21 protein-coding genes are annotated in these 25,172 nt (G+C 45.9%); 2 read left to right on the forward strand and 19 right to left on the reverse strand.

Features of this window, described 5'->3' with window-relative positions; genetic code table 11:
• Nucleotides 1-3: 3 nt before the first annotated feature.
• Nucleotides 4-1,587 (forward strand): MFS transporter, encoded by a 1,584-nt coding sequence (locus tag ACINLD_RS15745; RefSeq protein ID WP_026588901.1) that lies wholly within the window; start codon nucleotides 4-6, stop codon nucleotides 1,585-1,587.
• 18 nt (nucleotides 1,588-1,605) lie between these two features.
• Here ACINLD_RS15745 and ACINLD_RS15750 read toward each other — a convergent pair whose 3' ends face one another.
• The 5 genes from ACINLD_RS15750 to ACINLD_RS15770 all read right to left on the reverse strand — a co-directional run bounded on the left by ACINLD_RS15750 (nucleotide 1,606) and on the right by ACINLD_RS15770 (nucleotide 7,739).
• Nucleotides 1,606-5,637, reverse strand: coding sequence for a metallophosphoesterase (locus tag ACINLD_RS15750; RefSeq protein WP_077736092.1), 4,032 nt, complete (start codon nucleotides 5,635-5,637; stop codon nucleotides 1,606-1,608).
• 94 nt (nucleotides 5,638-5,731) lie between these two features.
• Nucleotides 5,732-6,088 (reverse strand): phage holin family protein, encoded by a 357-nt coding sequence (locus ACINLD_RS15755; RefSeq protein WP_372708934.1) that lies wholly within the window; start codon nucleotides 6,086-6,088, stop codon nucleotides 5,732-5,734.
• Nucleotides 6,088-6,288, reverse strand: a complete 201-nt coding sequence (locus ACINLD_RS15760) for a PspC domain-containing protein (protein WP_026588904.1) — start codon at nucleotides 6,286-6,288, stop codon at nucleotides 6,088-6,090. The genes ACINLD_RS15755 and ACINLD_RS15760 overlap by 1 nt, the downstream gene beginning before the upstream one ends.
• A 4-nt stretch (nucleotides 6,289-6,292) precedes the next feature.
• Nucleotides 6,293-7,387, reverse strand: coding sequence for a DUF4097 family beta strand repeat-containing protein (locus ACINLD_RS15765; RefSeq protein WP_077736091.1), 1,095 nt, complete (start codon nucleotides 7,385-7,387; stop codon nucleotides 6,293-6,295).
• Between the two features lie 25 nt (nucleotides 7,388-7,412).
• Nucleotides 7,413-7,739, reverse strand: coding sequence for a hypothetical protein (locus tag ACINLD_RS15770; RefSeq protein WP_026588906.1), 327 nt, complete (start codon nucleotides 7,737-7,739; stop codon nucleotides 7,413-7,415).
• Between the two features lie 231 nt (nucleotides 7,740-7,970).
• On the opposite strand from ACINLD_RS15770, the gene ACINLD_RS15775 reads away from it, so the two are divergent.
• Nucleotides 7,971-8,204 (forward strand): hypothetical protein, encoded by a 234-nt coding sequence (locus ACINLD_RS15775; protein WP_026588907.1) that lies wholly within the window; start codon nucleotides 7,971-7,973, stop codon nucleotides 8,202-8,204.
• Between the two features lie 138 nt (nucleotides 8,205-8,342).
• Here the strand turns inward: ACINLD_RS15775 and uvrA are convergent, their stop codons facing one another.
• The 14 genes from uvrA to ftsE all read right to left on the reverse strand — a co-directional run bounded on the left by uvrA (nucleotide 8,343) and on the right by ftsE (nucleotide 24,994).
• On the reverse strand, nucleotides 8,343-11,216 hold the full coding sequence (uvrA, locus tag ACINLD_RS15780) for an excinuclease ABC subunit UvrA (protein ID WP_077736090.1): 2,874 nt from the start codon (nucleotides 11,214-11,216) through the stop codon (nucleotides 8,343-8,345).
• Between the two features lie 7 nt (nucleotides 11,217-11,223).
• On the reverse strand, nucleotides 11,224-13,209 hold the full coding sequence (gene uvrB, locus ACINLD_RS15785) for an excinuclease ABC subunit UvrB (RefSeq protein ID WP_026588909.1): 1,986 nt from the start codon (nucleotides 13,207-13,209) through the stop codon (nucleotides 11,224-11,226).
• A gap of 179 nt (nucleotides 13,210-13,388) precedes the next feature.
• Entirely contained in the window at nucleotides 13,389-13,622 is a 234-nt protein-coding gene (locus ACINLD_RS15790; RefSeq protein WP_077736089.1) for a CsbA family protein, read from the reverse strand.
• 124 nt (nucleotides 13,623-13,746) lie between these two features.
• A complete protein-coding gene (locus ACINLD_RS15795; protein ID WP_026588911.1) occupies nucleotides 13,747-14,007 on the reverse strand; it encodes a DUF5316 family protein in 261 nt (86 codons plus the stop codon).
• Between the two features lie 134 nt (nucleotides 14,008-14,141).
• Entirely contained in the window at nucleotides 14,142-15,350 is a 1,209-nt protein-coding gene (locus ACINLD_RS15800; RefSeq protein ID WP_077736088.1) for a PDZ domain-containing protein, read from the reverse strand.
• A gap of 299 nt (nucleotides 15,351-15,649) precedes the next feature.
• Nucleotides 15,650-16,003 carry a swarming motility protein SwrAA gene (swrA, locus tag ACINLD_RS15805; RefSeq protein ID WP_035428513.1) on the reverse strand — a complete coding sequence of 118 codons (354 nt, stop codon included), beginning with the start codon at nucleotides 16,001-16,003 and terminating at the stop codon, nucleotides 15,650-15,652.
• Between the two features lie 352 nt (nucleotides 16,004-16,355).
• A complete protein-coding gene (locus ACINLD_RS15810) occupies nucleotides 16,356-17,747 on the reverse strand; it encodes a S41 family peptidase (protein WP_026588914.1) in 1,392 nt (463 codons plus the stop codon).
• A gap of 123 nt (nucleotides 17,748-17,870) precedes the next feature.
• Nucleotides 17,871-18,929, reverse strand: a complete 1,059-nt coding sequence (locus ACINLD_RS15815) for a tartrate dehydrogenase (RefSeq protein WP_077736087.1) — start codon at nucleotides 18,927-18,929, stop codon at nucleotides 17,871-17,873.
• Between the two features lie 322 nt (nucleotides 18,930-19,251).
• Nucleotides 19,252-19,947 carry an ABC transporter permease gene (locus ACINLD_RS15820; protein WP_026588916.1) on the reverse strand — a complete coding sequence of 232 codons (696 nt, stop codon included), beginning with the start codon at nucleotides 19,945-19,947 and terminating at the stop codon, nucleotides 19,252-19,254.
• A complete protein-coding gene (locus ACINLD_RS15825) occupies nucleotides 19,947-20,795 on the reverse strand; it encodes an ABC transporter ATP-binding protein (RefSeq protein ID WP_026588917.1) in 849 nt (282 codons plus the stop codon). Before ACINLD_RS15825 ends, ACINLD_RS15820 begins: the two co-directional genes overlap by 1 nt.
• Before the next feature lie 141 nt (nucleotides 20,796-20,936).
• Nucleotides 20,937-21,887, reverse strand: coding sequence for a LytTR family transcriptional regulator DNA-binding domain-containing protein (locus ACINLD_RS15830; protein ID WP_409444323.1), 951 nt, complete (start codon nucleotides 21,885-21,887; stop codon nucleotides 20,937-20,939).
• 192 nt (nucleotides 21,888-22,079) lie between these two features.
• A complete protein-coding gene (locus ACINLD_RS15835; protein ID WP_026588919.1) occupies nucleotides 22,080-23,330 on the reverse strand; it encodes a murein hydrolase activator EnvC family protein in 1,251 nt (416 codons plus the stop codon).
• 94 nt (nucleotides 23,331-23,424) lie between these two features.
• The gene (gene ftsX / locus ACINLD_RS15840) at nucleotides 23,425-24,315 is read right to left on the reverse strand and encodes a permease-like cell division protein FtsX (protein WP_026588920.1); all 891 of its coding nucleotides are present in this window, start codon (nucleotides 24,313-24,315) and stop codon (nucleotides 23,425-23,427) included.
• Entirely contained in the window at nucleotides 24,308-24,994 is a 687-nt protein-coding gene (gene ftsE / locus ACINLD_RS15845) for a cell division ATP-binding protein FtsE (protein WP_026588921.1), read from the reverse strand. The genes ftsX and ftsE overlap by 8 nt, the downstream gene beginning before the upstream one ends.
• Nucleotides 24,995-25,172: the final 178 nt, after the last annotated feature.

Consider the following 25,172-nt stretch of genomic DNA (forward strand, 5'->3'; position numbering starts at 1 on the left):
ACCGTGTCCAAAGCTTTGACGAAACATGATACAAACCAAAAACGGGCCATTTTTCTGTTTACGATCGGGGTGTTTATGGCTGCTTTAGACAACGGCATCATTTCCGCAGCTCTTACGACAATCAATCATTCTTTTGATGTATCACCATCATGGGGAGCCTGGGGGATCACGCTTTATACTCTCGGCTTAGCTGTCAGCGTGCCGATTGTGGGGAAATTATCCGACCGCTACGGACGAAAAAAGCTATTTATCATTGAGGTGCTGCTGTTCGGCACAGGCTCTCTTCTCGTTGCCTTAAGCCTGAATTTCCCGATGTTTTTGCTTGCCCGGCTGATTCAATCGCTCGGCGGAGGGGGAATCTTTATCATCGGAAGCTCCCACATCCTTGCGACATTGCCAAAGGAAAAACAAGGAACGGCACTCGGGCTGTTAGGGGCGATGAATGGAATCGCAGCGGTCCTCGGGCCAAATATCGGCAGCTTTATTTTGGACCTTACCGGAAGCTGGCATTGGCTGTTTTTGATCAACCTGCCGATTGCTGCGGGACTGATCGCGCTAAGCTTTCCGTTTATGATCGAAACAAAGGCGGCAAAAGCAAAACCGCTCGATACCGCCGGAACAGTGATATTATCCCTGGCGATTTTATCTGTGATGTACGGCATCACAAACCTCGATGGCCAAGATATACTCGCCGGCCTCGCCGATCCGCGCGTCTACCTTTTTTTGATCATCGGCGCCACCCTGTTTACCGGGTTGTTTTTCTATGAAAAACGTGTGGAATCAAAAGGCGGTGATCCGATACTCGCCTATACCTTGCTGAAAAATAAAGTGTTCCAGTGGACGCTTTTGATCGGTTTTTTATCAGGAGGTCTTTTAGCGGCCGTGATTTTTATTCCCGCCTATGCGGAACAATATTTGCATGTCGCACCCGAAAAAGCGGGATACTGGATGACGCCGCTTGCGCTCGCTTCAGGAGCGGGAGCCGGACTTGGCGGAATCATGGCTGACCGAAAAGGGCCGGTCAAGGCGACATTGCTGTCAGGAACGATTTCTTTCATCGGATTTTTATTGTTGTCCGTCTGGGTGACTGAGAAATGGGAGTTTATCTTCGCCAGTGTGATCGCAGGCGCCGGTTTTGGTTTTCTGTTAGGGGCGCCATTAAATATGCTCGTGTCAGAGGCGGCAAAACAAAATTACGGTACCGCCCTCGGGACGTTGTCGCTCGTCAGACAGATGGGGCTGACTTTGGCTCCGGCTCTTTACGCCGGGTTTATTACAGCCGGTTATGAAAATATCGATAGCCGCGTCACAAGCAAATTAGAGGATGCCGGCATTCCCTCACACGGATTTTCAAACGGTGCAGCAGGTGAACTTCAGTTCAAAGATGCCCTTTCACAAATTCCTGATCCGAAAGTGAAAGGGATTATTGCTGAAGCGATCCATGACAGCATCGGCAACGGCTTCGGAAACCTTTATTTAACAGCCGCGCTCATATCGGCGGCCGTGCTTGCCGCCATCACGGTATTGTCGATTCACAGAAGAAAGACATCATCTCCGACCAGTCAAAGCCAACACTTCTCAAACTAAAAAACACTTGTCTCCCCCTCAGGAAAACAAGTGTTTTGACTGGCTTTGCACCAACATCAATATCAGCAAAAAGGATGCAACAGAACTTTTTATGGTGTTGAGCAAAGACGGGAGCTCCTCCTGCCGCAAAATACGCACCGAAGGACCTGGAGGCCGTCCGCCGCCGAACTCAGCGCTTCCGGTCATTTTTCGGTGCAGGGATAAGGCTTCATCACCGTTGTTAGTGAAAAATGCTTTCATATCATCTGCCGCCGTCGTCAATTTCCATATGTTAGAACGGCTTTTCCCGCCGTATTGATCCCTGGCTTCGGCATACCAATAGTAATCCGTATTCGGCTTCAAATCCTCCCATGTCACAGAAGCTGTTTTCCCGCTTTTCACCTTTTTGGCTTTGCCAATCTGCTGATTTGAAAAAACATTCATTTCAAAATAATCGGTTTTCACTTTTTTCTTGCGCGGTTTGAGATCTGTTTTTATACTGAATTCATCCTTTGGTCCGAATTGATGCGGATCATAAAAGTTATAGTCGTCAAGATATGGCGAATAGGTTTTGACATGAATCGCATCATGCTTCGGATCGACATGAAAGATCCTTAAATAGCCCTGGCCGCCTTCAGGTCCGCCCTGATAATCGGCAAGCATTTGAAAAACCTTTCGATCCGGCTTTCCATCTCCATCGTCATCCAGCTTGTCGACTTTTAATGTTGAACTGTGGTAATGTCCGCATAAAACAGCGATGACATTTTGATTCGGTTTGACGATCTGTTCAAATATTCGCTCGCCGATCGGACTTCTGCCTCCTGAAACAAGCAGATATTCGTGGAATGCCAAAATCGCTTTACGGTCGGGATAGCGCTTCAGCACATCATTCATCCACTGCAATTCTTTCGCTCCGATTCCCCAGCCCATCGACAGCATAATATAGTCATTACCGCCTGAGGAAATCAGGTCATAATGGCCTTTGTTATTGGCATATGAGCCTCCGTAGAAAGGTTTGTTTTGAAACCGTTTTGCGCCAAAATATTTCCCGTATGTTTGAAAAGAGTTGTCTTTATGGCCGACATCATGGTTTCCCGCCAATACCCCGTACGGCACCTTGTGATCATCGAGCACTTTCATAAAGCGGTCGGCGCGCTCCCATTGAATCGGCTGATCCGCTTCATCAACAAGGTCTCCCGTGTGAAAAACATACTTAATGTTCAGCTTGTCCTTCTGTTCGGCGATCCATTTTACTTGTTTTTCAAAAATTTGCGGATAGCTTTCCGAGTAGTATTGGGTATCGGACATCCAAATCAGTGTATAGTCGTCTTCCGACAGCTGTATTTGATCCTGGATGATGACAGCAGCGCGGGAATCGCGGACATAGTCGGCAGCCTTTACACTTCCTTTCAGCGTAAACAGCCTGTTATTTTTGGCGATATGGAAAGCGAGCGTATCCCATTGCTTTTTTTTGTAGTTCCAGGCGAACATCGACACTTTTCTGCCGGGAAGAGAGCTTCCGCGCCACACGACTTCAACATTGTCGCGTTTTCGGACATTTTCATCGACCTTCACATCGAAGCGGTGATACGGAAAACGAGTGTTTGAGACTGTTTCAAAGCCTTTTCCGTCAGGCGAGGACATGTTAGCGCGCTCATCTTTTGTAAGCACCTTTCCGCCGTTTGCCGCCAACCCTTGCGGCGGCTCTGTATCGCTTTGATTCGCCGACACTTTGACATGCTTTTCGTCTGCGGCTGTATATTGATACCCTCGATAAAAAGAGACGCGCATTTTATCCTTTGTCGGGTCTTTCACCCGGACGGCCAATTTTGCATGTGTGCTCCCTGCGGCGTTTTTTGCTTGCTCAGGCTTGTCCGGCTGTTCTTTTTTGATGTGAAAATTCCTTTTTAAAACTGACGTATTTCCGGCACTGTCGGCTGCTTTAACTGTCAAAACGTGCTTGCCGCTGTCCAGATCTGCAGAAGAAGCGGTGTAAGGCAAAGCGATTTTTTTTCCGTCTAGAAAAGCTTTGACTTTGCGGACTCCGCTCCATCTATCAGTAACGGCTGCATCAAGTGTAAATGCGCCTTTATACGTTTTGCCGTCTTTCACAGAAGCTTTGATTTCAGGGCCTGTGTGATCAACCGTCACCTGGTGTATAACCCGTTCTTCCCCGTTCTCCGCTTCAATTGTGTGGCTCCCTTCTTTCCACACCTTTGTGTTCCACTGGACGGCAAGCGATGTAAAGCACCTTTCCGGCAGAGTGAATCGGAATTCATACCATTCTTTCGCATCCGGGTTGTCTCCGACGGGAAGCTCTTTTTTTTCGTCATCATAGCGCTCATCATGGATGACAGTTCCGTCGGCCAAAATGAGCCGCGGGTTTTTCAATACAAAATCATCCCGGTTTTCCGCGGAAGTTTGTTCAAACGGGGTTGATTTTGTCCCGGAACGCACCTTTACGGCAAAGGGCTTTCCTTTCGTAAATTCTTCAGGCGAAACCGGAACGGTAATGGTCGCATATCGGCGGCGCGAGTCGTCAAATATTTTTTGCACCCGTTTGCCGATGGTGACCGCATTTTTGAAATATAGGTTCGTTTTATTGACGTCAAAAGCAAAATACGCTTTCTTTTCCAGCGCCCTATATCCCGCTTTTTGCTCCTTTCCGTCAATCCGGATTTTCGTTTCTGACGGCGGTCTTTCAGATGTCGCTTTCAGCAGCGTATGTCCTGAAACGGTTCCGCCGTTATGCACATTCAGGCGAAGTCCCTTCAAAAAGCTCTGTTCAAGTGCGATTGTCTTTTTCTCAGTCGCCGCTGTGTTTGATCCGTCGCTAGCTTTGATATAATACTCCACTTTTTCTTTGCCGATGAGCTCTGCAAAATAAAGATTATGGCGGTAAAGCCCGTCATTTCTGCTTTTTTCAACACTGACTTTGCTAAATGGCTCATCTGCACTCATCCGGTAAAAAAATTGCACATTTTTGACTTGCTGATTGTCGCTGATATCGGCTAACAGCTGAATCGTTTCCCCGGGCTTTGCCGCATGATGATCCGTCATATCCTGAATATGCGGCTGTTCTTTGTCAGGCATAACAGCGACTGTTTCCGACGGTGTTTGCTCCTGTAAAAGCGTACCTGGAGAAGGCTTTTCTTCACCGCTGGACATTTTCATCATCTGTTTTGTTCCATCGAGCGGATATCGATAAAGGATCGCTTTGTTTTTGACGGCGACTGTCTCGTTTCGTTCACGATGATAACGGGCGACAGCGATGTCTTCACCGCTTTTGGTGCTGATGACCAATTCCCTGACAGCGTTGTTAGCCATTCCGCCTCCTTTCAGCACCGAAAGCGTTTTTCCTTCCTGCAGATCGACACCGTAGTGCCTGTTAAAATCAGCGGCCGTCAAGCGGCTGTTCGTTTCGTTTTTAATCCAGAATACATGCGTCTGTCCCGACGGCACCGTGATATCGGCTTGTGCAAACGGCCAGAGCAGTTCTGATTCCTTTCCTTTTTCGGGATTGCGGTATTTGATATTGTAGCTGTTCATATGAACCGGCTTATTCGTATTATTATAAACCTCGATAAATTCGTAACCGTCTTTTCCTCCGGCATTTGTTGAATTAACAACCATTTCCGTGATGAAAAGCTCAGGCAGCTTTTGGACATCGACCTTCATTCCTTCAATGTCGATCGTATACAAATCGGTCTTGGCGGACAAATCGCCAGACTGCGCTTCAATGTAATAAAAAATCCTGTCGGAAGATATGTTCTCGCTTCCCAATTTCGCAATATAGCTGTTCATTTTACCGGGCTCTATTTCCATCGGAATTACCCGAAACGGCAATTCGTCATGCTGTTTGTAATGAAGAATCACCGTATCGGCAGACGTTTTGGCGCGAAAATACAAGTCGTCCCCTTTGCGGACTTGTTCTGTTGGCACATGTTTGATAACAGGGGAGCTTTTTTCTTCATCCAGTTTTCCGGCAGCATGACCGATTGGAAACGGCAGCAATAAAAAACATGCTGCAGCAAGCAACAAAAGGGTTTGGCGGGTTCTGTTCATTTTCATCGTCTACCTCCCTTTCGTATTTTGCCTTGTTTGGCCCATTTTATGAAATATGTTGAAAGACAAAAAAAGAAGCCTGATGGAATCAGACTCCTTTTTATTTTCTCGTCATCGGCTCGATGATCGCTTTTTGGATGAGCAGATGGAAAACCGACAGGACAATCGATGCAAAAATAGCTGTCCCAAAGCCGTCAAGATCAAAACTGTCACCCATAATGGCTGCCGTCATATAGAGCGTGAGTGCATTGATTACAAATAAGAACAAGCCAAGCGTCACAACGGTGACAGGCAATGTCAGGATGATCAGCACCGGCTTCACAAACATATTCAAAATCGACAAAATGAGACTTGCCGTAATGGCTGCACCGATGCTTCTGACATGAACCGAATCAAAATAACCAGCAATAACGATTAATAACAAGGCGTTGACAAGAACGTTTATGATCCATCTCATCACGATTTGACGTCTCCTTCATTCGGAACGAGAAACACCCAGACGATATAAATCAGCACCACGGGAATTCCCGTCGAAAATATAAATAATAAAACGGTGATAATGCGCAATAAAGACGCATCTATATTTAAATATTCTGCCAGCCCTCCCACGACCCCTGCAATTTTTCTGTCTGTTTCGGATCGAAATAGCCTTTTCATCGTATCACTCCTGTGTATGGTTTAAATGGATCGATCCTGTCTTTGTTTCCAAAAACACTGTCATGCTGTGATCATGGTTCTGATTCGCTTTGACATGCATTTCTTTTTGGATGGTCTCATTTTTTTCTTTGAGAATTTCCGCATCTCTAAGATCGTTTGACAGGGAGCCCAAATTGCTTTTCAGCTCAGCGGTTACCGCACAATCGCGCGGGACGTTCAACTCGATAGAGCCCGTCGTCGTTTTCACATATGCCGAACGGCAATGCGGATTTTTGACAGTTGCAGCAATATTGCCGTTAAAGCTCTGCAAATCCAGAGACTCGCATGACCCTTTTATATCAATCAAGCCATTGATCGTTTCCGCTTCAATCTCTCCGCAGTCATGATCAGCAAGTTTGATCTGTCCATTCGCCGTTTCAAGCGCTGCCTTTTCGGCGGTCAGAGCGGAAAAAGACAGCACACCGTTTGTCGTTTTGGCTGAGAGCTCTTTTACGCTTAAATGTTCCCCCCTGACAGGGCCATTAAACAGCTTAAAGCGGATTTTGCCGTATTCCTTGTTTGGAATATAAACGGTGAGATTGGTCTTCATCGTTTTTTTCTCGGTACGGATCATAAATTTATCGCCTTCCGTACCGCAATCTATATGCTGAAGAAAAGCCTGCCTTGCTTCCTCTTGGTTATCGACGCGGTACACCTTCGCCTGGCACTCGACGCGAATGTCGCCATCGTCCCATGGCATGAGGTTGACGCTGCCGTTTGCCAACTGAATATCAAGAGTGGAAAAATCGGTATCTTTGAATTGAAAAATATGTTGGACATCATATGATTGCCCAAAGTTCAAGTCCAAGTCAACCTCTTTTACCTTTTTCACAGCGGTATCGATCCACTCAAACAGTTTTGATCCGATCGATGGCTTCGGCTCCCGCTTTTTTTCGCTGTAAAAGTGGTCTGAATCAAGGACATCCTCAGATAAGGCCGTCACCTTGCTTTCAGTCTGCCTGTAGTCATCTTCTAGTTTTTCAACCAAAATCAGCGCCTCTTTCGCCGACAGTTTTCCCGTTTCAACAAGCTTTAAAATCCGTTCTTTTTCATTTTTCATCAAAAGCTCCCCCGTTCTCCGTCAATTATGCTTGTGTCAGCATTTTAATCCCTTGGACGACGTTCCAGATGACAATAATCAAACTGATGACCCCGAAAAAAATGAAGGCCCCAAAAACAGAAAAAAGCGCCAGAAAACCGTTATCATTAAAAATAATCGTACCGCTGATTGCGCCTGCTGCCAATATGACGACGCTTATAAACGGAATAATATGTGATACCAGCGACCGCAGCGCATGTTTTTTCGTTTCTCGGTCATCTGTTATAAAATACGCAGCAATAGGCAAAATAAGCGGGGCAAAAAAAACGCTAAAATAACAAATTGCCGAAATCAACGCATTACTTCTAGTCATTCATACCACTCTCCTATACCAGCTTGTCAATGTAAGTCCGCGCTCCCTTGAGTCCAATGTACAATGACCTTATACTCAAGTTTACGAGTATCATGGCCTTTTGGTTTCATTTTCATTCGATAGGCATGCGTCAATCTTCGCGAATTGATTTTTTTAGATTTTATGAATAGATTCTTTTTTTATAACCCTTTAAAATATGTGGAAAAGCTAGTGTGAAAAGGAGGAGGCGCAATGAAACAGAAATCGGAAGAGTCCGCATCACTCACCCCAAAGCTTCTGGAACTGATTCAGGAACAAAAAAGAATGAACCAGGAAATCATCAACCGACTGGAAGCAATCAACTCCGCTCCTCCGCTTTCCAGTGAAATCCGTTATTTAAAGGTTTTGCTGAGCAGCAGCAGTACACACATCATCAACAGCCTGATTGAATTGACTAAACAGGTCGACAGGCATGATCAGGAATAATGTCTGCGGCGTTTATCACTTCTATATGATCCCATTAACCGAACGTCTTGTATGTGCACGTCCTTGTTTTACCTTATAACAGCTATACAAAAAAGAGCAATCGAAAAAGCTGCCGGCTCGATGCCGGCAGCCCATTTATCAAGGTTTGACAGCTTCCTTCTCCTGAAGCCGTTCCTTCATTCTTTTTTTGTCGCGTTCGATGATCGGCTTCAAATAGCGTCCCGTATATGAACCTTCCGCCTTCATCACTTCTTCAGGCGTTCCGGCAGCGATAATTTTCCCTCCGCCGTCTCCGCCTTCCGGTCCCAAATCAATCAAATAATCAGCCGCTTTAATAATATCGAGGTTATGCTCAATAACAAGCACGGTGTCCCCATTATCAACGAGGCGCTGAAGAACGGTCAAAAGCCTTGCGATGTCATCGACATGGAGGCCTGTCGTCGGCTCGTCCAAAATGTAAAGGGATCGTCCTGTTGAACGCCGGTGCAACTCAGACGCCAGTTTGACACGCTGCGCTTCACCGCCGGAAAGCGTTGTTGCAGGCTGTCCCAGTGTAATATAGCCGAGCCCTACATCATACAGGGTCTGCAGCTTGCGTTTGATCTTCGGTATGTTTTCAAAAAACTGCACCGCTTTTTCGACAGTCATTTCAAGCACATCGGAAATATTTTTCCCTTTGTACGTGACCTGAAGCGTCTCCCGGTTATACCTCTTGCCATGACAGACTTCGCAAGGCACATATACATCCGGGAGAAAATGCATTTCGATTTTGATGATCCCGTCGCCCTTGCACGCCTCACAGCGGCCGCCTTTCACATTGAAACTGAAGCGGCCTTTCTTATAACCCCTGACTTTGGCCTCGTTCGTCTGAGCAAACACATCACGGATATCATCGAACACCCCGGTGTATGTGGCCGGATTCGACCTCGGTGTCCGGCCGATCGGAGACTGATCGATATCGATGACCTTTTCGAGATGCTCAATCCCTTTCATTTCTTTATGTTCTCCCGGCTTTGACTTAGCCCGATGGAGCTTCTGCGCAAGTGTCTTGTGCAGAATTTCATTGACAAGCGTACTTTTCCCTGATCCGGAAACGCCTGTGACCGCGGCAAACACGCCGAGCGGAAATTTGACGGAAACATTTTTCAGGTTGTTTTCTTTAGCACCTTTGATTTCGATAAAGCGTCCGTCTGGTTTTCTTCTCTCAGCGGGAAGCGGGATAAACTTTTTCCCTGAAAGATATTGCCCTGTCAGTGATTTTTCATCATTCATCACTTCTTCCGGCTTCCCTGAGGAAATCACTTCTCCTCCGTGAATGCCCGCTCCCGGTCCGATATCAATTAAATAATCGGCGGCAAGCATCGTATCCTCGTCATGCTCAACGACGATCAAGGTATTGCCGATATCACGCATGTTTTTCAGCGTATCAATCAGCCGGTCATTGTCGCGCTGGTGAAGGCCGATCGACGGCTCATCAAGGATGTAGAGGACGCCGGTCAGCCTTGAACCGATTTGCGTCGCGAGACGGATCCTCTGAGCTTCCCCGCCTGACAGGGTACCGGCGGCGCGGCTCAGCGTCAAATAATCAAGGCCGACATTGTTTAAAAACCCGAGCCGTTCTTCAATCTCCCGCAAAATCAGATTGGCAATCTTCATATCTTTCTCTGAAAGCTTTAGCTCACGGAAAAATTGAAGGGCGTTTGTCACCGACATCTCGGTTATTTTTCCGATATGAAGGCCGTTTACCAAAACGGCCAATGCTTCCTTTTTCAGCCGGTATCCTTTACAGGAAGGGCACGGCTGGTTGGCCATGTATTTTTCCATCTGTTCGCGGATGTAGTCTGAGCTCGTTTCTTTATAACGTCTTTCGATATTTCGAATAACGCCTTCAAATTCGATATAACTTTCACGAACCTGACCAAAGTCATTTTCATATCTAAAATAGATCTGCTCCCCGCCGCTTCCATAGAGGATTTTCTCAAGCTGGTGTTTCGGCAGTTCCTTCACCGGCACATCCATATCGATTCCATAATGGCTGCAAACCGCCTCCAAAAGCTTCGGATAATATTGGGAGCTCTGCGGTTCCCATGGTGCGATCGCATGCTGTTTAAGCGACAGCTCATCATTTGGAATCACAAGGTCGACATCGACTTCCAATTTAGAACCGAGACCGTCGCAACTTGGACAGGCGCCGAACGGACTGTTGAAAGAAAACATTCGCGGCTCGAGCTCTCCGATCGAGAAGCCACAGTGCGGACAGGCATGATGCTCGCTGAAAAGCAGCTCCTCTTCGCCGATTACATCGATGATCACCCGTCCTTCGCCAAGGCGGAGCGCGGTTTCAAGCGAATCTGTGAGGCGGGCTGTCACGCCTTCTTTAATGACGATGCGGTCAACAACGACTTCGATCGAATGCTTTTTATTTTTCTCAAGTTCAATATCCTCGGAAAGGTCGTTCATTTCGCCGTCGATTCGGACTCTCACATAACCCTGTTTTCTAATTTGTTCGAGGATTTTCACATGAGTGCCTTTCCGCCCTGACACGACCGGAGCAAGCACTTGAATCTTCGTGCGTTCAGGATATTCCAGAATCCGGTCCGTCATCTGTTCGATCGTCTGCGACGTAATTTCAATGCCGTGAACAGGGCAAACCGGCTTCCCGACTCTCGCAAACAGCAAGCGGAGGTAGTCATAAATTTCCGTGACCGTTCCGACCGTCGAACGGGGGTTGCGGCTCGTCGTTTTCTGATCGATGCTGATCGCTGGTGAAAGACCTTCGATCGCATCCACATCAGGTTTGTCCATCTGCCCTAAAAACTGGCGGGCATACGCGGATAGAGACTCGACATAACGCCTTTGCCCCTCCGCATAAATCGTGTCAAACGCAAGGGACGATTTCCCTGAACCCGAAAGGCCTGTCAGCACGACAAGCTTATCCCGAGGAATCGAGACATCGATGTTTTTCAGGTTATGAGCCCTTGCTCCTTTCACCTCAATTCGTTCCATTGCCATACTCTATTCATCCTTCCGATTTTAACTCTAGAAGTAGGTCCCGAAGCTCGGCGGCCCGTTCGAAATCAAGCGCTTTTGCCGCTTCCTTCATATCGTGCTCCATCTGGGCGATCACTTTTTCGCGCTCTTTCTTCGTCAGTTTTGAAAGCTTCGGTTCCTCTTTTGCTTTGTATTCTTCCTGTTCTTCAGCCACATGTGTCGCGCGGATGACGTCGCGGATCTTCTTGTTGATCGTTTTCGGTGTAATGCCGTGTTCCTTGTTGTATGCTTCCTGCTGCTGCCTGCGCCGCTTCGTTTCATTGATCGCGATTTCCATGGAGCCCGTGATGTTATCCGCGTACATGATGACCCGGCCCTCGGCATTTCTCGCCGCCCGGCCAATCGTTTGAATCAAGGAACGCTCAGAGCGGAGGAAGCCTTCTTTATCCGCATCCAATATCGCCACAAGCGAAACTTCAGGGATGTCAAGCCCCTCCCTCAGCAGGTTGATGCCGACGAGAACGTCATGCTTGCCGAGGCGCAGGTCGCGGATGATTTCGATCCGTTCCAGCGTTTTAATCTCGGAATGCAGATAGGTCACCTTTATGCCGATTTCCTTCAGGTAGTCGGTCAAATCCTCTGACATTTTCTTCGTCAGCGTCGTGACGAGGACGCGTTCATTCCGGTCGATGCGCTGCCTGATTTCGCCGATCAGGTCATCGATCTGCCCTTCGATCGGCCTTACTTCGATAATCGGATCGAGCAGTCCGGTCGGACGGATGATCTGTTCAACCATTTCAGGAGAATGTTCCAGTTCATACGGACCAGGCGTCGCAGAAACATACACTATGTTGTGAATGTGCTTTTCAAACTCTTCAAACCTCAGCGGCCTGTTGTCTAAAGCCGATGGAAGCCGGAAGCCGTGGTCGACGAGGACCTGCTTTCTGGCCTGGTCTCCGTTGTACATTCCTCTCACCTGCGGAATCGTGACATGAGACTCATCGATGACCATCAAAAAGTCATCGGGAAAATAATCGAGCAGTGTATACGGAGTGGACCCTGCCGGACGCAGCGTCAAATGTCTGGAATAGTTTTCGATCCCTGAGCAAAAGCCCATTTCACGCATCATTTCCAGATCGTATCTCGTCCGCTGCTCAAGGCGCTGCGCTTCAAGCAGCTTTCCTTCATCATGCAGAACTTTAAGGCGTTCTTCCAGCTCCGATTCAATGTTCACGATCGCTTTCTTCATCTTTTCTTCACGGGTGACGAAGTGGGAAGCCGGAAAGATGGCAACATGGTCCCGCTCCCCTAAAATTTCGCCTGTCAAGGCATCGACTTCCCTGATCCGTTCGATTTCGTCTCCGAAAAACTCGATGCGGATGCAGTGCTCATCCCTTGAAGCCGGAAAGATTTCGACGACATCGCCGCGCACCCTGAATGTCCCGCGCTGAAAATCGATGTCATTCCGGGCATACTGAATGTCAACGAGCTTTCTGAGAAGCTCATTGCGCTCAATTTCCATCTCCGTTCTGAGCGAAAGCACGAGCTCTCTATATTCCTCCGGCGAACCCAAACCGTAAATACAAGAGACACTCGCCACGATGATGACATCTTTGCGTTCAAAAAGAGCGGATGTGGCTGAGTGCCTCAATTTATCTATCTCATCATTAATGCTGGCGTCTTTTTCAATAAACGTATCGGTCTGAGGCACATAGGCCTCCGGCTGATAGTAGTCGTAATAGCTCACAAAATATTCGACTGCGTTGTTCGGGAAAAACTCCTTAAACTCGCTGTACAGCTGACCGGCAAGCGTTTTGTTGTGGGCGATGACAAGCGTCGGTTTATTGACCTCTTTAATCACGTTTGACATCGTAAACGTCTTGCCTGTACCGGTCGCCCCCAGGAGCGTTTGATGCTTTTTGCCTTCCCGAATGCCTGCAACAAGCTGTTCAATCGCTTTCGGCTGATCACCCTGGGGCTGATAATTCGAGACTAATTCAAAGCGGTCTTTCACAAAAAAGCCTCCGTTTCTTTACGAAATCTTCCTGTTTTATTATTTTAACACATCCAAACAAAAAATACGAACTAAAGTTCGGTTTTTGTGTTTTTCCACAAACCGTTTTTTCGCCCCATCAAAAAATCCCTCCTTTTTCTCATCAAAAGCAGGGCTTCACAGCAAATTCACGGCGGTTTCTATGAGTCTTCCTTCTTTTCGCCGGCCTTTTTGGCCGCATAAAGAGCACCGGCCACAAGCGAGACGATATCAAGTCCTACGATAAAAAAGGTTTCCGTATAACCCTTTAAATAGGAAGCGAATAACAGCGCAGCCGTAAGCGCGATTCCGACATAATGATTATAGGTCACCCTTGTAAAAAACAAGACAAGGAAAAAAGGAAAAATTAGTGCAAAAACGGCTTTTGTAAACACAAAAACCCTCCTCACGTTTGTTGATCTTATTCGATTATATTAAAGAACAAAGAAACGGACAAACGCGGGCACTCACTTTTTTATGTTACCCAAATGAAAGCCGCATTATTCGAAAGCGGCTCTTCTAAAAGGCGAAAAATAATGAGATTCCGGCCGCCAATAGATTCGGCAGCGCAAAAACGGCGAGTCCATTCGTCATCTTTCCGTTCCCGTCTCTTCCACCAAAACGATCTCCGCTCACGAACGAAAGCAAGGCTGACAGAATCATTGAGCCAAGACCGGCTGTTCCGGAAATTTTGTAGATAAAGGTCCAATCGCCGGCAACCGCCGAAATCAGTGCAGCAGCAAAACATACGATTATACCCGAGAGAAAAGCCTTTTTCATTCAACCTACTCCTTCAACCAGATCTATTCATCACAATATCGGAACGTTAGAAAAAACACAATAAAAACGGTTCGCGTTTCTTTTACAATAAGAGAAAAAGCGCCTGAACCAGACGCTTTTTTGGGAAACCGGAATTAGTGCGTTTCCTTAGCCGCAGCCGTTTCGGCAAGGGCCGGAGCTTCATCTTTCACAAACAAAATCCCGAGCTCATGATGCTCTCCTTCATATGAAGCCCTCTGCTCAAAGCGGACCTCGTTGTTCAAGCCGACCACTTCAAGCTTGAAGAAGGCGCGGTTTTTTTGGAGTGCTTCATAAAAATCCGCTTCATTTTTGACTTCGATGCCGTTCACTTTCGTAATAATTTCGCCGATCTGAAGGCCGAGGCCGGCAGCCGGGGTGTTGGGAATGATCCCGAGCACCATCAGCCCGCGATCTCTTTTAGAAAAGTAGAAAGGTGCGGAATTATCGTTCATCCGCTGCTTCCAAGTCAGAAAGGCTCTGCCGGCCACAGCGGTGACGGCTGCTGCGGCGGCAAGCGGCGTCCACCATATACTTCCTGCTGCAATCAGCAATGTGATGATACCGAGAACACTGATGCGCCTTGCTGTAATTTTGATGCTGACAATCGGAAGCGACCCTTGAACCCGCTGCCCGAAACCGACAAAATACGGGATCCACAATAATTGAAAGGCGCCGTCGTGAACGGACAGAACAGGCCACCATGGGACGGACGATTCGATCGCCTGCCCGGGAATCAAAATGAACAAAGGCAGGAGCCAAACGCGGCCCGCGACCTGCTGTCCGATCGGCAGCCCCCTCCTGCTCATCACAATTGACGGGGACGTCCTGACATGGGCCGTTTTGTAAGCCAGCATCCCTTCAGTAAACAGAAGAAGACCGAGCAGGACGGCGGCTGCCGGCCAATTTGCGAAGGATAGCTGCGGGATCACCTGATCAATCGCGTCCGGATTGACGTACTCGAGCGAAATGCCGGCTAATATGCTCAAGCCGAGCGTGTAAGCCGAAGACAGCATGCTCTGCCTGAACGTTAAAGCACAAATTGCGGTCACTGCCGCAATGATGATCAGCATTCCGAACGGGAGGGACAGCCCAAGTCCAAAGGTAACAATGGACAGAAGGATGCCCGCCAAAATCCCTTTTGAATATGTAAACTGAAGTTCATCATAAATATCTTCAATGCGCGTATGAAATGTTTTTCTTTCACGTTTGATCCGGGCATAGCCGTAAGCCAAGCTCATGACCATCATAAAATAGAAGAGCGGGTGCACAAAAAACCATCCGGCTCCTTTTAAAAGTTCAATCAAGCTTTCTTCAACTGACAAGGAAACGTTCACCGCCTCAAACCAAGCATGCAGGTGCCGCCGCACATGCGACGGCCTTTTCACGTTGGATATTTTATGGAGAAATCCAGCTTGTCTTGGCATCCTTTAGCAAAGGAACAACAGAGGACGGACACTCAGACGGAGACGCCTGAGCAGTGCCTCGATTCGTCACTTGCAAGACGCCGGGCGCTTTTAAACGCGCATTCGTGACGAGAAATGCCAGCACCTTCAGGCAAGCTGGTGCATTTTATTATTATTCTAACAAATAATAAAATCCTTGGGTATGGTAAACGCGAGGTTTATTTTTCTTGGCTCATCCAAAGCGTCACATTGGAGAGCGAAAAATCCTTTAAATAATGATTGACCTCAACATCCAAAATATCTCCAATCAGCTGCATGGACCGTTTGATATCTGTTAAATTGATGCCAAGGCGCTTATGGTTGTCCATCAAATAGTTGAAATAAAGCTCCGCACATTCCTCATTAATGTCTTCCACACTCTCAACGGAAGTGTAGTTCACGAGGTATCTGCTGAACAGCATCAGCAGCCCCACTGCCTTTGTAGCGGAAAATGTAACGTCTTGTGATCGAACTTTTAACTGCTCCACTAATTCATAGTATTTTTTCTCTCTCACAATACTTGCCCTTTTCAATCGTGTACCCCCATTTATGATTTATATATAAGAAAAGCGCAAGCGTCAGACGACTCCACCAACCAGAGACGAAGAACGCAAACAGCGCTAACATTCTTCGCAAAAAAAATGCACGCATTATAATTTATGAAAGGTCTGTTTCTATTTTAAAAACTTTTCCTTTGCTATACAACTTGCAAAAGTTACATTTTTACTGCATCTTTACATCCTTATAAAGTCTCCCATATACTTATGTTATCGGGTCATTTCTATTCATTATGAATGTTTTTTTTATGAAAAAACAAAAATTTTAGGTAAAAAGGTTGAGAATTTACTTTCCGAATATAAGAAAAGTGAGGATATTCCGTTATCCTCACTTTTTGTCAAATAGCACTTTCAACGCTGCCTGAAGCTGCAGATCGTTTTGATCATCCATCTTTTTTTCCTCGATCCGAAGATTCATTGTATTTGCCGTTTTTTGGTCAATGACCCCATTCTTTTTCATCTTATTTTGTGCCTGAAAGGCCAGCACCGCTTTTTTAGTGCCTTCATGGAAGTATCCGTCATACCGGCCCGGATCAAAGCCAAGACCTTTTAAAAGCAGCTGGGCGCGCTTGATTTCACGGCTGTTCATATCGAGCTTGAGCGGCTCTTTCAGCTGTACAGGTCCCACTGAGAAATAAGCAGGCTGTGCTACGGGAACGGTCGGCTGGATTCCTTTCTTATGGATCCAGTTTCCTTTTGGTGTCAGCCATTTATACAAGGTCAGCTTGATATTGCTTCCATCCCCCATCGGAACAGCCTGCTGCACAGTGCCTTTCCCAAAAGAAGGGTCGCCGACGACCTGATAACCCTCCGCTTCTTTTAATGCACCGGCAAGAATTTCCGAAGCGGAAGCGCTCCCTTTATCCGTGATCACACTTACAGGATATGGCTTTTTCTCTTTAAGTTTGGAGAAGTATTGCTTTTTATTTCCGTTTCTTTCGGCAATTTGAATATACGGATGATCTTTTGTCACAAAATGTTTTAAAATTTCTTCAACACTTTGCAAATATCCTCCGGGATTCCCCCTCACATCCAACACAAGACCTTTTATTCCCTTTTTCTCAAGCCTTTTCAGTTCTGCCGCAAAATCCTTGGCTGTATGTTCGGAAAAAGAAGAAATCGCGATGTAACCGACCGGCTTGTTCTGTACTTTCTTAATGGATGCAAAAACGGTCTCAAGCGGGATTTCGTCGCGTTTGATCTTAAATGTCAGCTGATCTCTCATACCGGGGCGGTGAACCTTCAGCGTAACCGTAGAACCCTTTTTTCCCCTGATCTTAAGTACGGCATCATTCAAATCCATTCCCGCCATCGATTCTCCGTCAATGCTCAAAATTTCATCATTCGGTTTTAATCCGGCCTTTTCTGCCGGAGACCTTTTAAATGGGGAAACGATGATGATCTTTCGGTCTTCCATGCCAATTTCCGCACCGATTCCTTCAAAGGAGGAATCAAGAGAATCGGAAAATCGTTTTGCAGTCTGTTTATCCATATAAACGGAATATGGGTCGTTTAATGTTGAAAGCATGCCTTGAATGGCGCCTTCCAACAGCTTTTCTTTATCTACCTGCTCTACATATTCGTTTGAGATCAGATCGTACGCTTTTTCAATCTTCTGCATGGCTTCATCTTTGCCCTCCGCAAGGGCTGGGGCAGCACCTGATAAAAGACCATACAGCAGGCAGACGGCCATGATGAGACGTGCAATTTTCTGGTTCATCCTATACCTCCTCTTCTCGCTGCACTATGTTTGCTTGATGTAGTATGTGCCAACATTGCTGTTTTCATGTAATGAAGGGTTTAAAAAAACCGCCGGATGACACCGGCAGTTTTTCATTGTTACCTATGCATATTTGAGACGTTTGATCACTTCATCTGTCACTTCTTCCGTCGTATACGCTCCGCCAATATCAGGGGTTAAAAAGCCGCTTTTCAGCACATCTTCAATGACATCCAGCAGTTTGCTTCCAAGCTCCTCTTCCCCAAAATGGTCGAGCATCATTTTCGCCGTCCAGATTTGTCCGATTGGATTGGCGATCCCTTTTCCGATAATATCGGGCGCTGAGCCGTGCACCGGTTCAAACATGGACGGATATTTGCCGTTTACATTGATATTGGCCGCAGGCGCGATACCTACACTACCTATGATCGCCGCCCCGATATCGGTTAAAATGTCGCCGAACAGGTTGCTGGCAACGATAACGTCAAACTTCTCAGGCTTCGTGACAAAAAACGCCGCCAGCGCGTCAATGTGCTGTGAGTCGGTTGCGATATCCGGATAATCCTTGGCGGTCTGTTTAAAGACTTCATCCCAGAAAGGCATCGAATGAATGATTCCGTTTGACTTTGTCGCACTCGTGACATGTTGTTTACGTTTGGCTGCCATCTCAAACGCAAAGCGCATCGCCCTTTCCGCTCCTCTTCTTGAAAAAACGGCGTTTTGGATGGCGATTTCTTCTTCATCTCTGTAGATTCTTCCGCCGACCGTGCTGTATTCGCCTTCGCTGTTTTCGCGGACGACAAGCAGATCAAAATCTTTCGGGTTGGCTAAAGGTGATTTGATCCCTTGTAAAAACTTCGCCGGTCTAATATTGATGACTTGTTCGAATTCACGGCGTATTTTAATGAGCAGCCCCCATAATGAAACATGGTCCGGCACAAGCTTGCTGTTGCCGACAGCTCCCAAAAATATGCTGTCAAAGTCCTTCAGCCGCTCCAACCCGTCTTCAGGCATCATTTCCCCGTGCTCCAAATAATACTCACAGCTGTATGGAAATTCTGTAAACTGAAATGAGATTCCTCCGTGAACATCAGAAACCGCTTTCAAAACACGCTGTGCTGCAGGTACGACTTCTTTTCCCACACCGTCTCCAGGTATGCTGGCAATGTTGAATACTTTCATCGGCCAATCTCCTCGCTTTTTTTAAATTGTCGACAGTCGACTGATATCACTTTCATTCTATACCTGGAGATATTTTCTGACAAGCTGATTTTATGAACGTAAAGATGAGGGTTGTTTTATTTTCATTGTAACAATAGCCTTGTTGGCTTTCACTGGATGTACATTATCTCGCAGCCTTGGATGGTGAAGTAATACCAGGCGAAAGCAATATAAAAAACAGCTGCACTCTTATCGAAATGCAGCTGCATGAAGCTGGAAAAGGTACGCTTTTTCAAGTCTCACTTCGTTGGCGGGAGTTCCCCAGCCTTTTTAAAAAGCCCTATTAATCGTCTGTCATCGTCTTCTTAAAACAAACATACATAAACAGGGCTGCGCCTAAAACCCAAACAGCTATAATACCGAGTGGCAGCCAGGAGTTGGTATCGTGTATCTCAATTGCTTGCATGATTGGAAAAGTATCTGCAACTTTGATGATGATACTGTCTTTATCCAAACCAAGAAATTCAATCATCGATGTAAATCCGAACAGAAACATCACTGGCATGATGTATGCAGACGTTGCAGCGATTGACTTGGAAAATAGGCCAATGCCAATGCCAAGCAATAAAAAGTATAAGAACAATAAGATCAACCCAAGAAGCGCTCTGAAATGAAGAAACGGGTCAAAACCAACGATTAGTAGTGATACAACAAGGGAAATAAAAGTCATCAATCCGATCACAAGACTTTTGCCGACAATAATATCGAGAAACGACGCTGGTGACTGAATCAGACCGCGTAATGTCTTCTTTTCATTTTCCTCTGCCATCATGGTCATCATGCCGCTTGAAGTAACCGCTGAATACGTTGCCCCAACAATGATATATATGACATAAATAGGGAGCTCTTTGCCAGCGCTCATCCGCTCATATAAAAGCGATAATATAATTGGGATCAACGGCATCATCAATAGCATCATATTTTTCATAAAGTCTTTTATATCTTTTTCAAAGATGGCACTTATACGTTGAATATTCATTATATCAGCTCCTCCCCAGTCACTTTCAAAAAGATTTGGCCGAGCGTCGGATTGTCGGTATGCATTGATTTCACTCGATTGTGTATCACCAATTCCTTAATCTGATCCGCATTTTCCGGTTTATTTTTGATGACGATCCGTTCTCCATCAAATGTTTCAACATGAAATGCGTGCGTCGAGTACTTGTAACGGAGTACATCTGGACGATCCATTTCCACTATTTCACCTTTATGCAAAAATGCAACACGGTCACACAATTCATTCGCTTCCTCCATATTGTGCGTTGTCAGAAAAATGGTTGTTCCCGCTTCATTCAGCTTCTTTAGTCCACGGTGAATGTGCGCCATATTTCCCGGGTCCAATGCAGATGTTGGTTCATCCAGAAATACCAGTTCAGGTGTATGAATGAGTGCTTTAGCCAAAAGTACACGCTGTTTCATCCCTTTTGACAACTTCGAGACCGTTTTCGTTCGCTGATCGTGCAGGTTAACCTCACGCAACATCACATCGATTTGACTTAGCGGAGCATGGTACAATTTACAAAATAATTTCAGATTATCATAGATCGTCAGTCGCTCATATAGTGAACTGTTATCAGATAGGATCCCGACCTTGGATTTAAAATCAGCTGTTCCAATTCGGGATGAATCCATCCCGAGCACCGTTACTTTACCCGCCGATTGTCCAAGTTCTCCGGTTAAGATTTTAATCGTTGTTGTTTTGCCTGATCCGCTTGGTCCAAGCAATCCAAAAATTTCACCCTTTTTCACATGAAAACTGACATCTTTAATAGCTGTGTGTCGTCCAAACGATTTCTGCATTCCTGTTACTTTTATTGCATTTTCCAACTGAAAACCCCCTTCGATGATCGGCTCTCATCGTAACGGATATAACCAGTTGATGCAGTGATATGAGAATGGAATGTACCATCCCGAAGGTAAACTGTACTAAAATACGTGCAAATGCTGTTTGTATGGGGTGAACGGTACCTATTTCAGACTGAATTTTTCCTGAATGTCTTGTATTTTCGTTCGCGACAACGGAATCGTCGACTGGGATTTGTTATCGATTCGCAGTGAATATGTATTTTTAGACCATGTAATGATTTCACGGACTTTTTGTAAATTGACGATATACGAACGATGACATCGATAAAATCCATAAACCGCTAATTTTTTCTCGATTTCTGCCAGTGTGGAATCCATCGCATATGATTCATCATGAACAACGATCATCGCTTTGCCATCCTGACTTTCGATGTAGTCAATCTCCAAGGGATCAAATAATATCATCTTGTCATCGACTTTCGCCGGGACCTTGAAAAAATTTGTAGTCGTCGCTGTTCCACTGTTTTTAGCTTCCGTTGCCCTTTCTTCTCCTTCGATGATTTCGATTTTTTGTAAACCATTTTTCTGAAGTTTGTATGCTATATCCCCAAGCAGCAGTGCGTGTTCCATATTGGATAATAAGATCATGACAGGTATGTGCCGATCCCTCAACTTTTGCAGCATGTTCATAAAAGTATTTATTGTTCTGACATCAGTGCCATGGATCGGCTCGCGGAAGATCATCGGGTGAACACCGCTCATGAAATACTTCGCAAAATAGACACGGCGAATGTCAGATTCCGAACATTTATGCAGCGATTTTTTGGCACAGTTTTGCAGTTCAAACAGTACAAGAATTTCCGGCAGTGGCGTTTCACAACCGAACCATTTATGGAAAAAAGCGATATTCCCCTCCACCGTCAGACGCTGATACAAACCTTCCTGTTGATCAAAAACGGTCAATTTGCCATTGTTCTCGAGGACCTTTACGAGTTCGGCCTGTATCTCCGTATCACTATATACTGCCGCGGCATAAGTATCCTCGATCGTAAGCGTAAATGGCGGGAGCGACTCGCTGTTTATCATCTCTTCATTTATTGTAAAATGTGTCATCATGTAAACTCCTGTTCAAACAGATCTTCTTTTTTCAGATTAATTTAGTATACCATGAAGTGCTTTGGAGTTTATTCTACTTTTTTGGTTTGATGAGTCCATAGCAAAATCTCCTGAAAAAAGGTGGTGCCACGGAGATCGCTAAAATGACAAAAAACCGGTTCGGTCTACATGGACCGAACCGGTTTGATATTATAGCGGTATATAATTCGCCGGGTCAACGGCGTTTGATTTTGCGTTGTTCCACAGGCCTTTATGAATCTCGAAATGGAGGTGCTGACCAAAAGAGTGCCCTGTGTTCCCCATCGTGCCAATCACTTGTCCCTGACTGACGCGCTGGCCTGTCCGTACTTTGAGTGAAGACATGTGGGCATAAACCGTTTGATACGTTTGCCCATTGATGTTATGGGTGATGAACACAACATTTCCATAGCTTGACGAGTAGTGCGCATTATACACGGTCCCCGCAGCCGCTGCATGAATCGGTACACCTGAGCCTCGCTTGGCAATATCTATACCAAAATGGTTTCCGCCCGAACGATGCCCAAAGCCTGAAGACAGCCTCCCTGAAGCAGGGCGGATAAAGCCTGAGCTGCTTGGAGCGGACGGTTTTGCATCGGAAGCTTTTGAATTTCCGCTTTGTGCCTTTCGGCGCTCTTCAGCTTCCTGCTTTTTGCGCAGTTCTTCTTCCGCTTTTATCGCCTCATTCTGGCGCTTTAAAACGTCGGCTTCATTTTCAAGTGAGCCAAGCTCATCGTGTACATGGTCTTGATCCTGTTTCACTTTCGCCATCACTTTTGTTTTTTCTTTTTGCTGCTCATCCAGTGTCTTTTTTAATTTTTCCAAATCTTTAAGCGCTTTTTCAAGGCTTTCCAGGTTTTTATTCAGCTTTGCTTCTTTTTTCTCCACGAGCTGAAGGTCCTTTTTCTGCTCTTCCATTAAATCCTTGTCCGCCGTCACAATGGTCGATACTGCGCTGGCACGGCTGATGAAATCCGCAAACGAATCCGAGCCGAGAAGAACATCTATGTATTGAACGTTACCGCCGTTTTCCTGCATGGATCGGACCCGCTCTTTCAATATGCGGTCACGCTTCTCTATCTTCTTTTTCAGCTTTTGAATCTGCTGTTTCAGTTCGTCGATCTGCTTCTTCGTTTGCTCGATTTCTTCTTTTTTCTTTTCAAGCTTTTCATTCGTGTCGGTCATTTTGCCGTCAATCTTCTCGATATCGCTCTTCAAGCTTGCTTCCTTTGACTCTAGCTCGGAAAGTTCCCGCTTCTTTTTTTCAAGTTTTGACTGGTTTTCCGACTGCTTGCTCTGAACGTCGCTCTTCTTTTTCTCCAAGTCTTCGTAAGCTAAAGCATGGTTGCTTTTGATCGGGATTAAAATCGCCGACATTCCGACTGCGGCAGTCAATCCCAATGTCATAAGCTTTCTTTTCAACCTTGGTACCTCCTTGCCCTTAAGAATCAAGGGAGCCCTGCGCTTGACAGGCATCCCTGCTTTAAACATGACAGAACCGGCGGTAAGCGCCGGTTTAAACTTTCAAGAATTTTCGAATCGACATCAAGCTTCCCCATACGCCAATAATGCCGCCGATCAGCATCAAAATGGCGGAAACCTGGAACACGAACGGATTGTATGGCAATAACTCAATAAAAGTTCCTTGCACTTTTGGAGCAATCCATTGAATAGCTTGATCATACATTCCGACCAGGATCGCGATTGGAATGATGGAGCCGCATACACCGAGCAGCAGACCTTCGATAAAGAAAGGCCAGCGGATAAACCAGTTTGTCGCGCCTACAAGCTTCATAATCTCGATTTCTTTCCGTCTTGCAAAAATCGTAATTTTAATGGTGTTAGAGATTAGGAACATTGCTGTAAACAAGAGACCGACAACTAATCCAATTCCGATGGCTTTGGTAACATTGCTGATTTTAAACAGACGGTCAACTTGCTCTTTCCCGTAGTTCACCTTATAAACGCTGCCGAGCTTCTCAATTTTTTTGGCCGCTTTTGGCGTATCCTGAGGATTGGACGTTTTGACGATGAACGCATCGTTCAACGGATTTTCCTGCTCAAACATTGCAAAGACGTCCCCGTCTTCCCCAAAACTGTCTCTTAAGTTTTTAAGCTCCTCATCTTTTGAAGAGTATTTAACACTGCTGACTTCTGGAATGTCTTTAATATCTTTTTCAAGCTGAGCTCTTTTATCTTCATTGGCTGTTAAGTCGATTAAAACTTTGACTTCTACTTGTTTTTCGACGTTTGATGTCATATGCAATAGGTTGAACATGATCACCAAAAATACCCCGACCAAGATGAGTGTTACGGTTACAGCACTGATGGATGCGAAGGTCATCCACGTGTTTCTCCCGAGAGATTTCAGACTCTCGCGCAAATGCCGTCCGAGAGTTCTAATCATAAGAACCATACTCCCCTCTAGATTCATCACGCACAATGACTCCGTCTTCGATTGCGATGACACGTTTCTTCATGGTGTTGACGATTTCTTTATTATGAGTCGCCATAACGACTGTTGTTCCGCGGTTGTTAATTTCTTCAAGCGTCCGCATGATTTCCCAAGATGTCTCCGGGTCAAGGTTTCCCGTCGGCTCATCCGCTATGACCACATCAGGGCTGTTGACGATTGACCTTGCGATCGATACCCTTTGCTGCTCACCGCCTGAAAGCTGGTCGGGAAATTGCCTTGCCTTATGCTTCAGCTGTACGAGATCAAGGACTTCAAGCACTTTTTTCCTGATGACCTCAGGTCGCTCCCCGATGACTTCCAAAGCAAATGCGACATTTTCAAACACCGTCAGCTTCGGCAGCAGTTTAAAGTCCTGGAAGACGACGCCGATTTTTCTTCTGACATATGGAATATCTTTTTCTTTTACTTGGGCCAAATTTTTCTTGTTGATGACAATCTTCCCTTTGGAAGGCTTTTCCTCGCGGTAGATCATTTTAATAAAGGTTGACTTTCCGGCTCCGCTGGGCCCGACAACATAAACAAACTCCCCGGGATATATTGAGATGCTTATTCCGTTCAGCGCTGAAACCCCGTTGGAATAAGTCTTATACACATCTGTCATTTCGATCATGTAATCACCTAATCTTTTATGTTTATACGGTCATACTCTTCGAAACCGTATGTCGTTTTATGTCCTTTATCAATCCGCTTGCAGTCCGCAAGCTGTGTTGCTCTCTTTTTCAACAACACCCATTATACGTCAAGATTAGACAAAATGATATTACAGTTTTGTTTCAATAACGACATTA

Origin of the sequence: Bacillus sp. z60-11, assembly GCF_046464135.1 — a bacterium.
GTDB classification, from domain to species: Bacteria; Bacillota; Bacilli; order Bacillales; family Bacillaceae; genus Bacillus; species Bacillus sonorensis_A.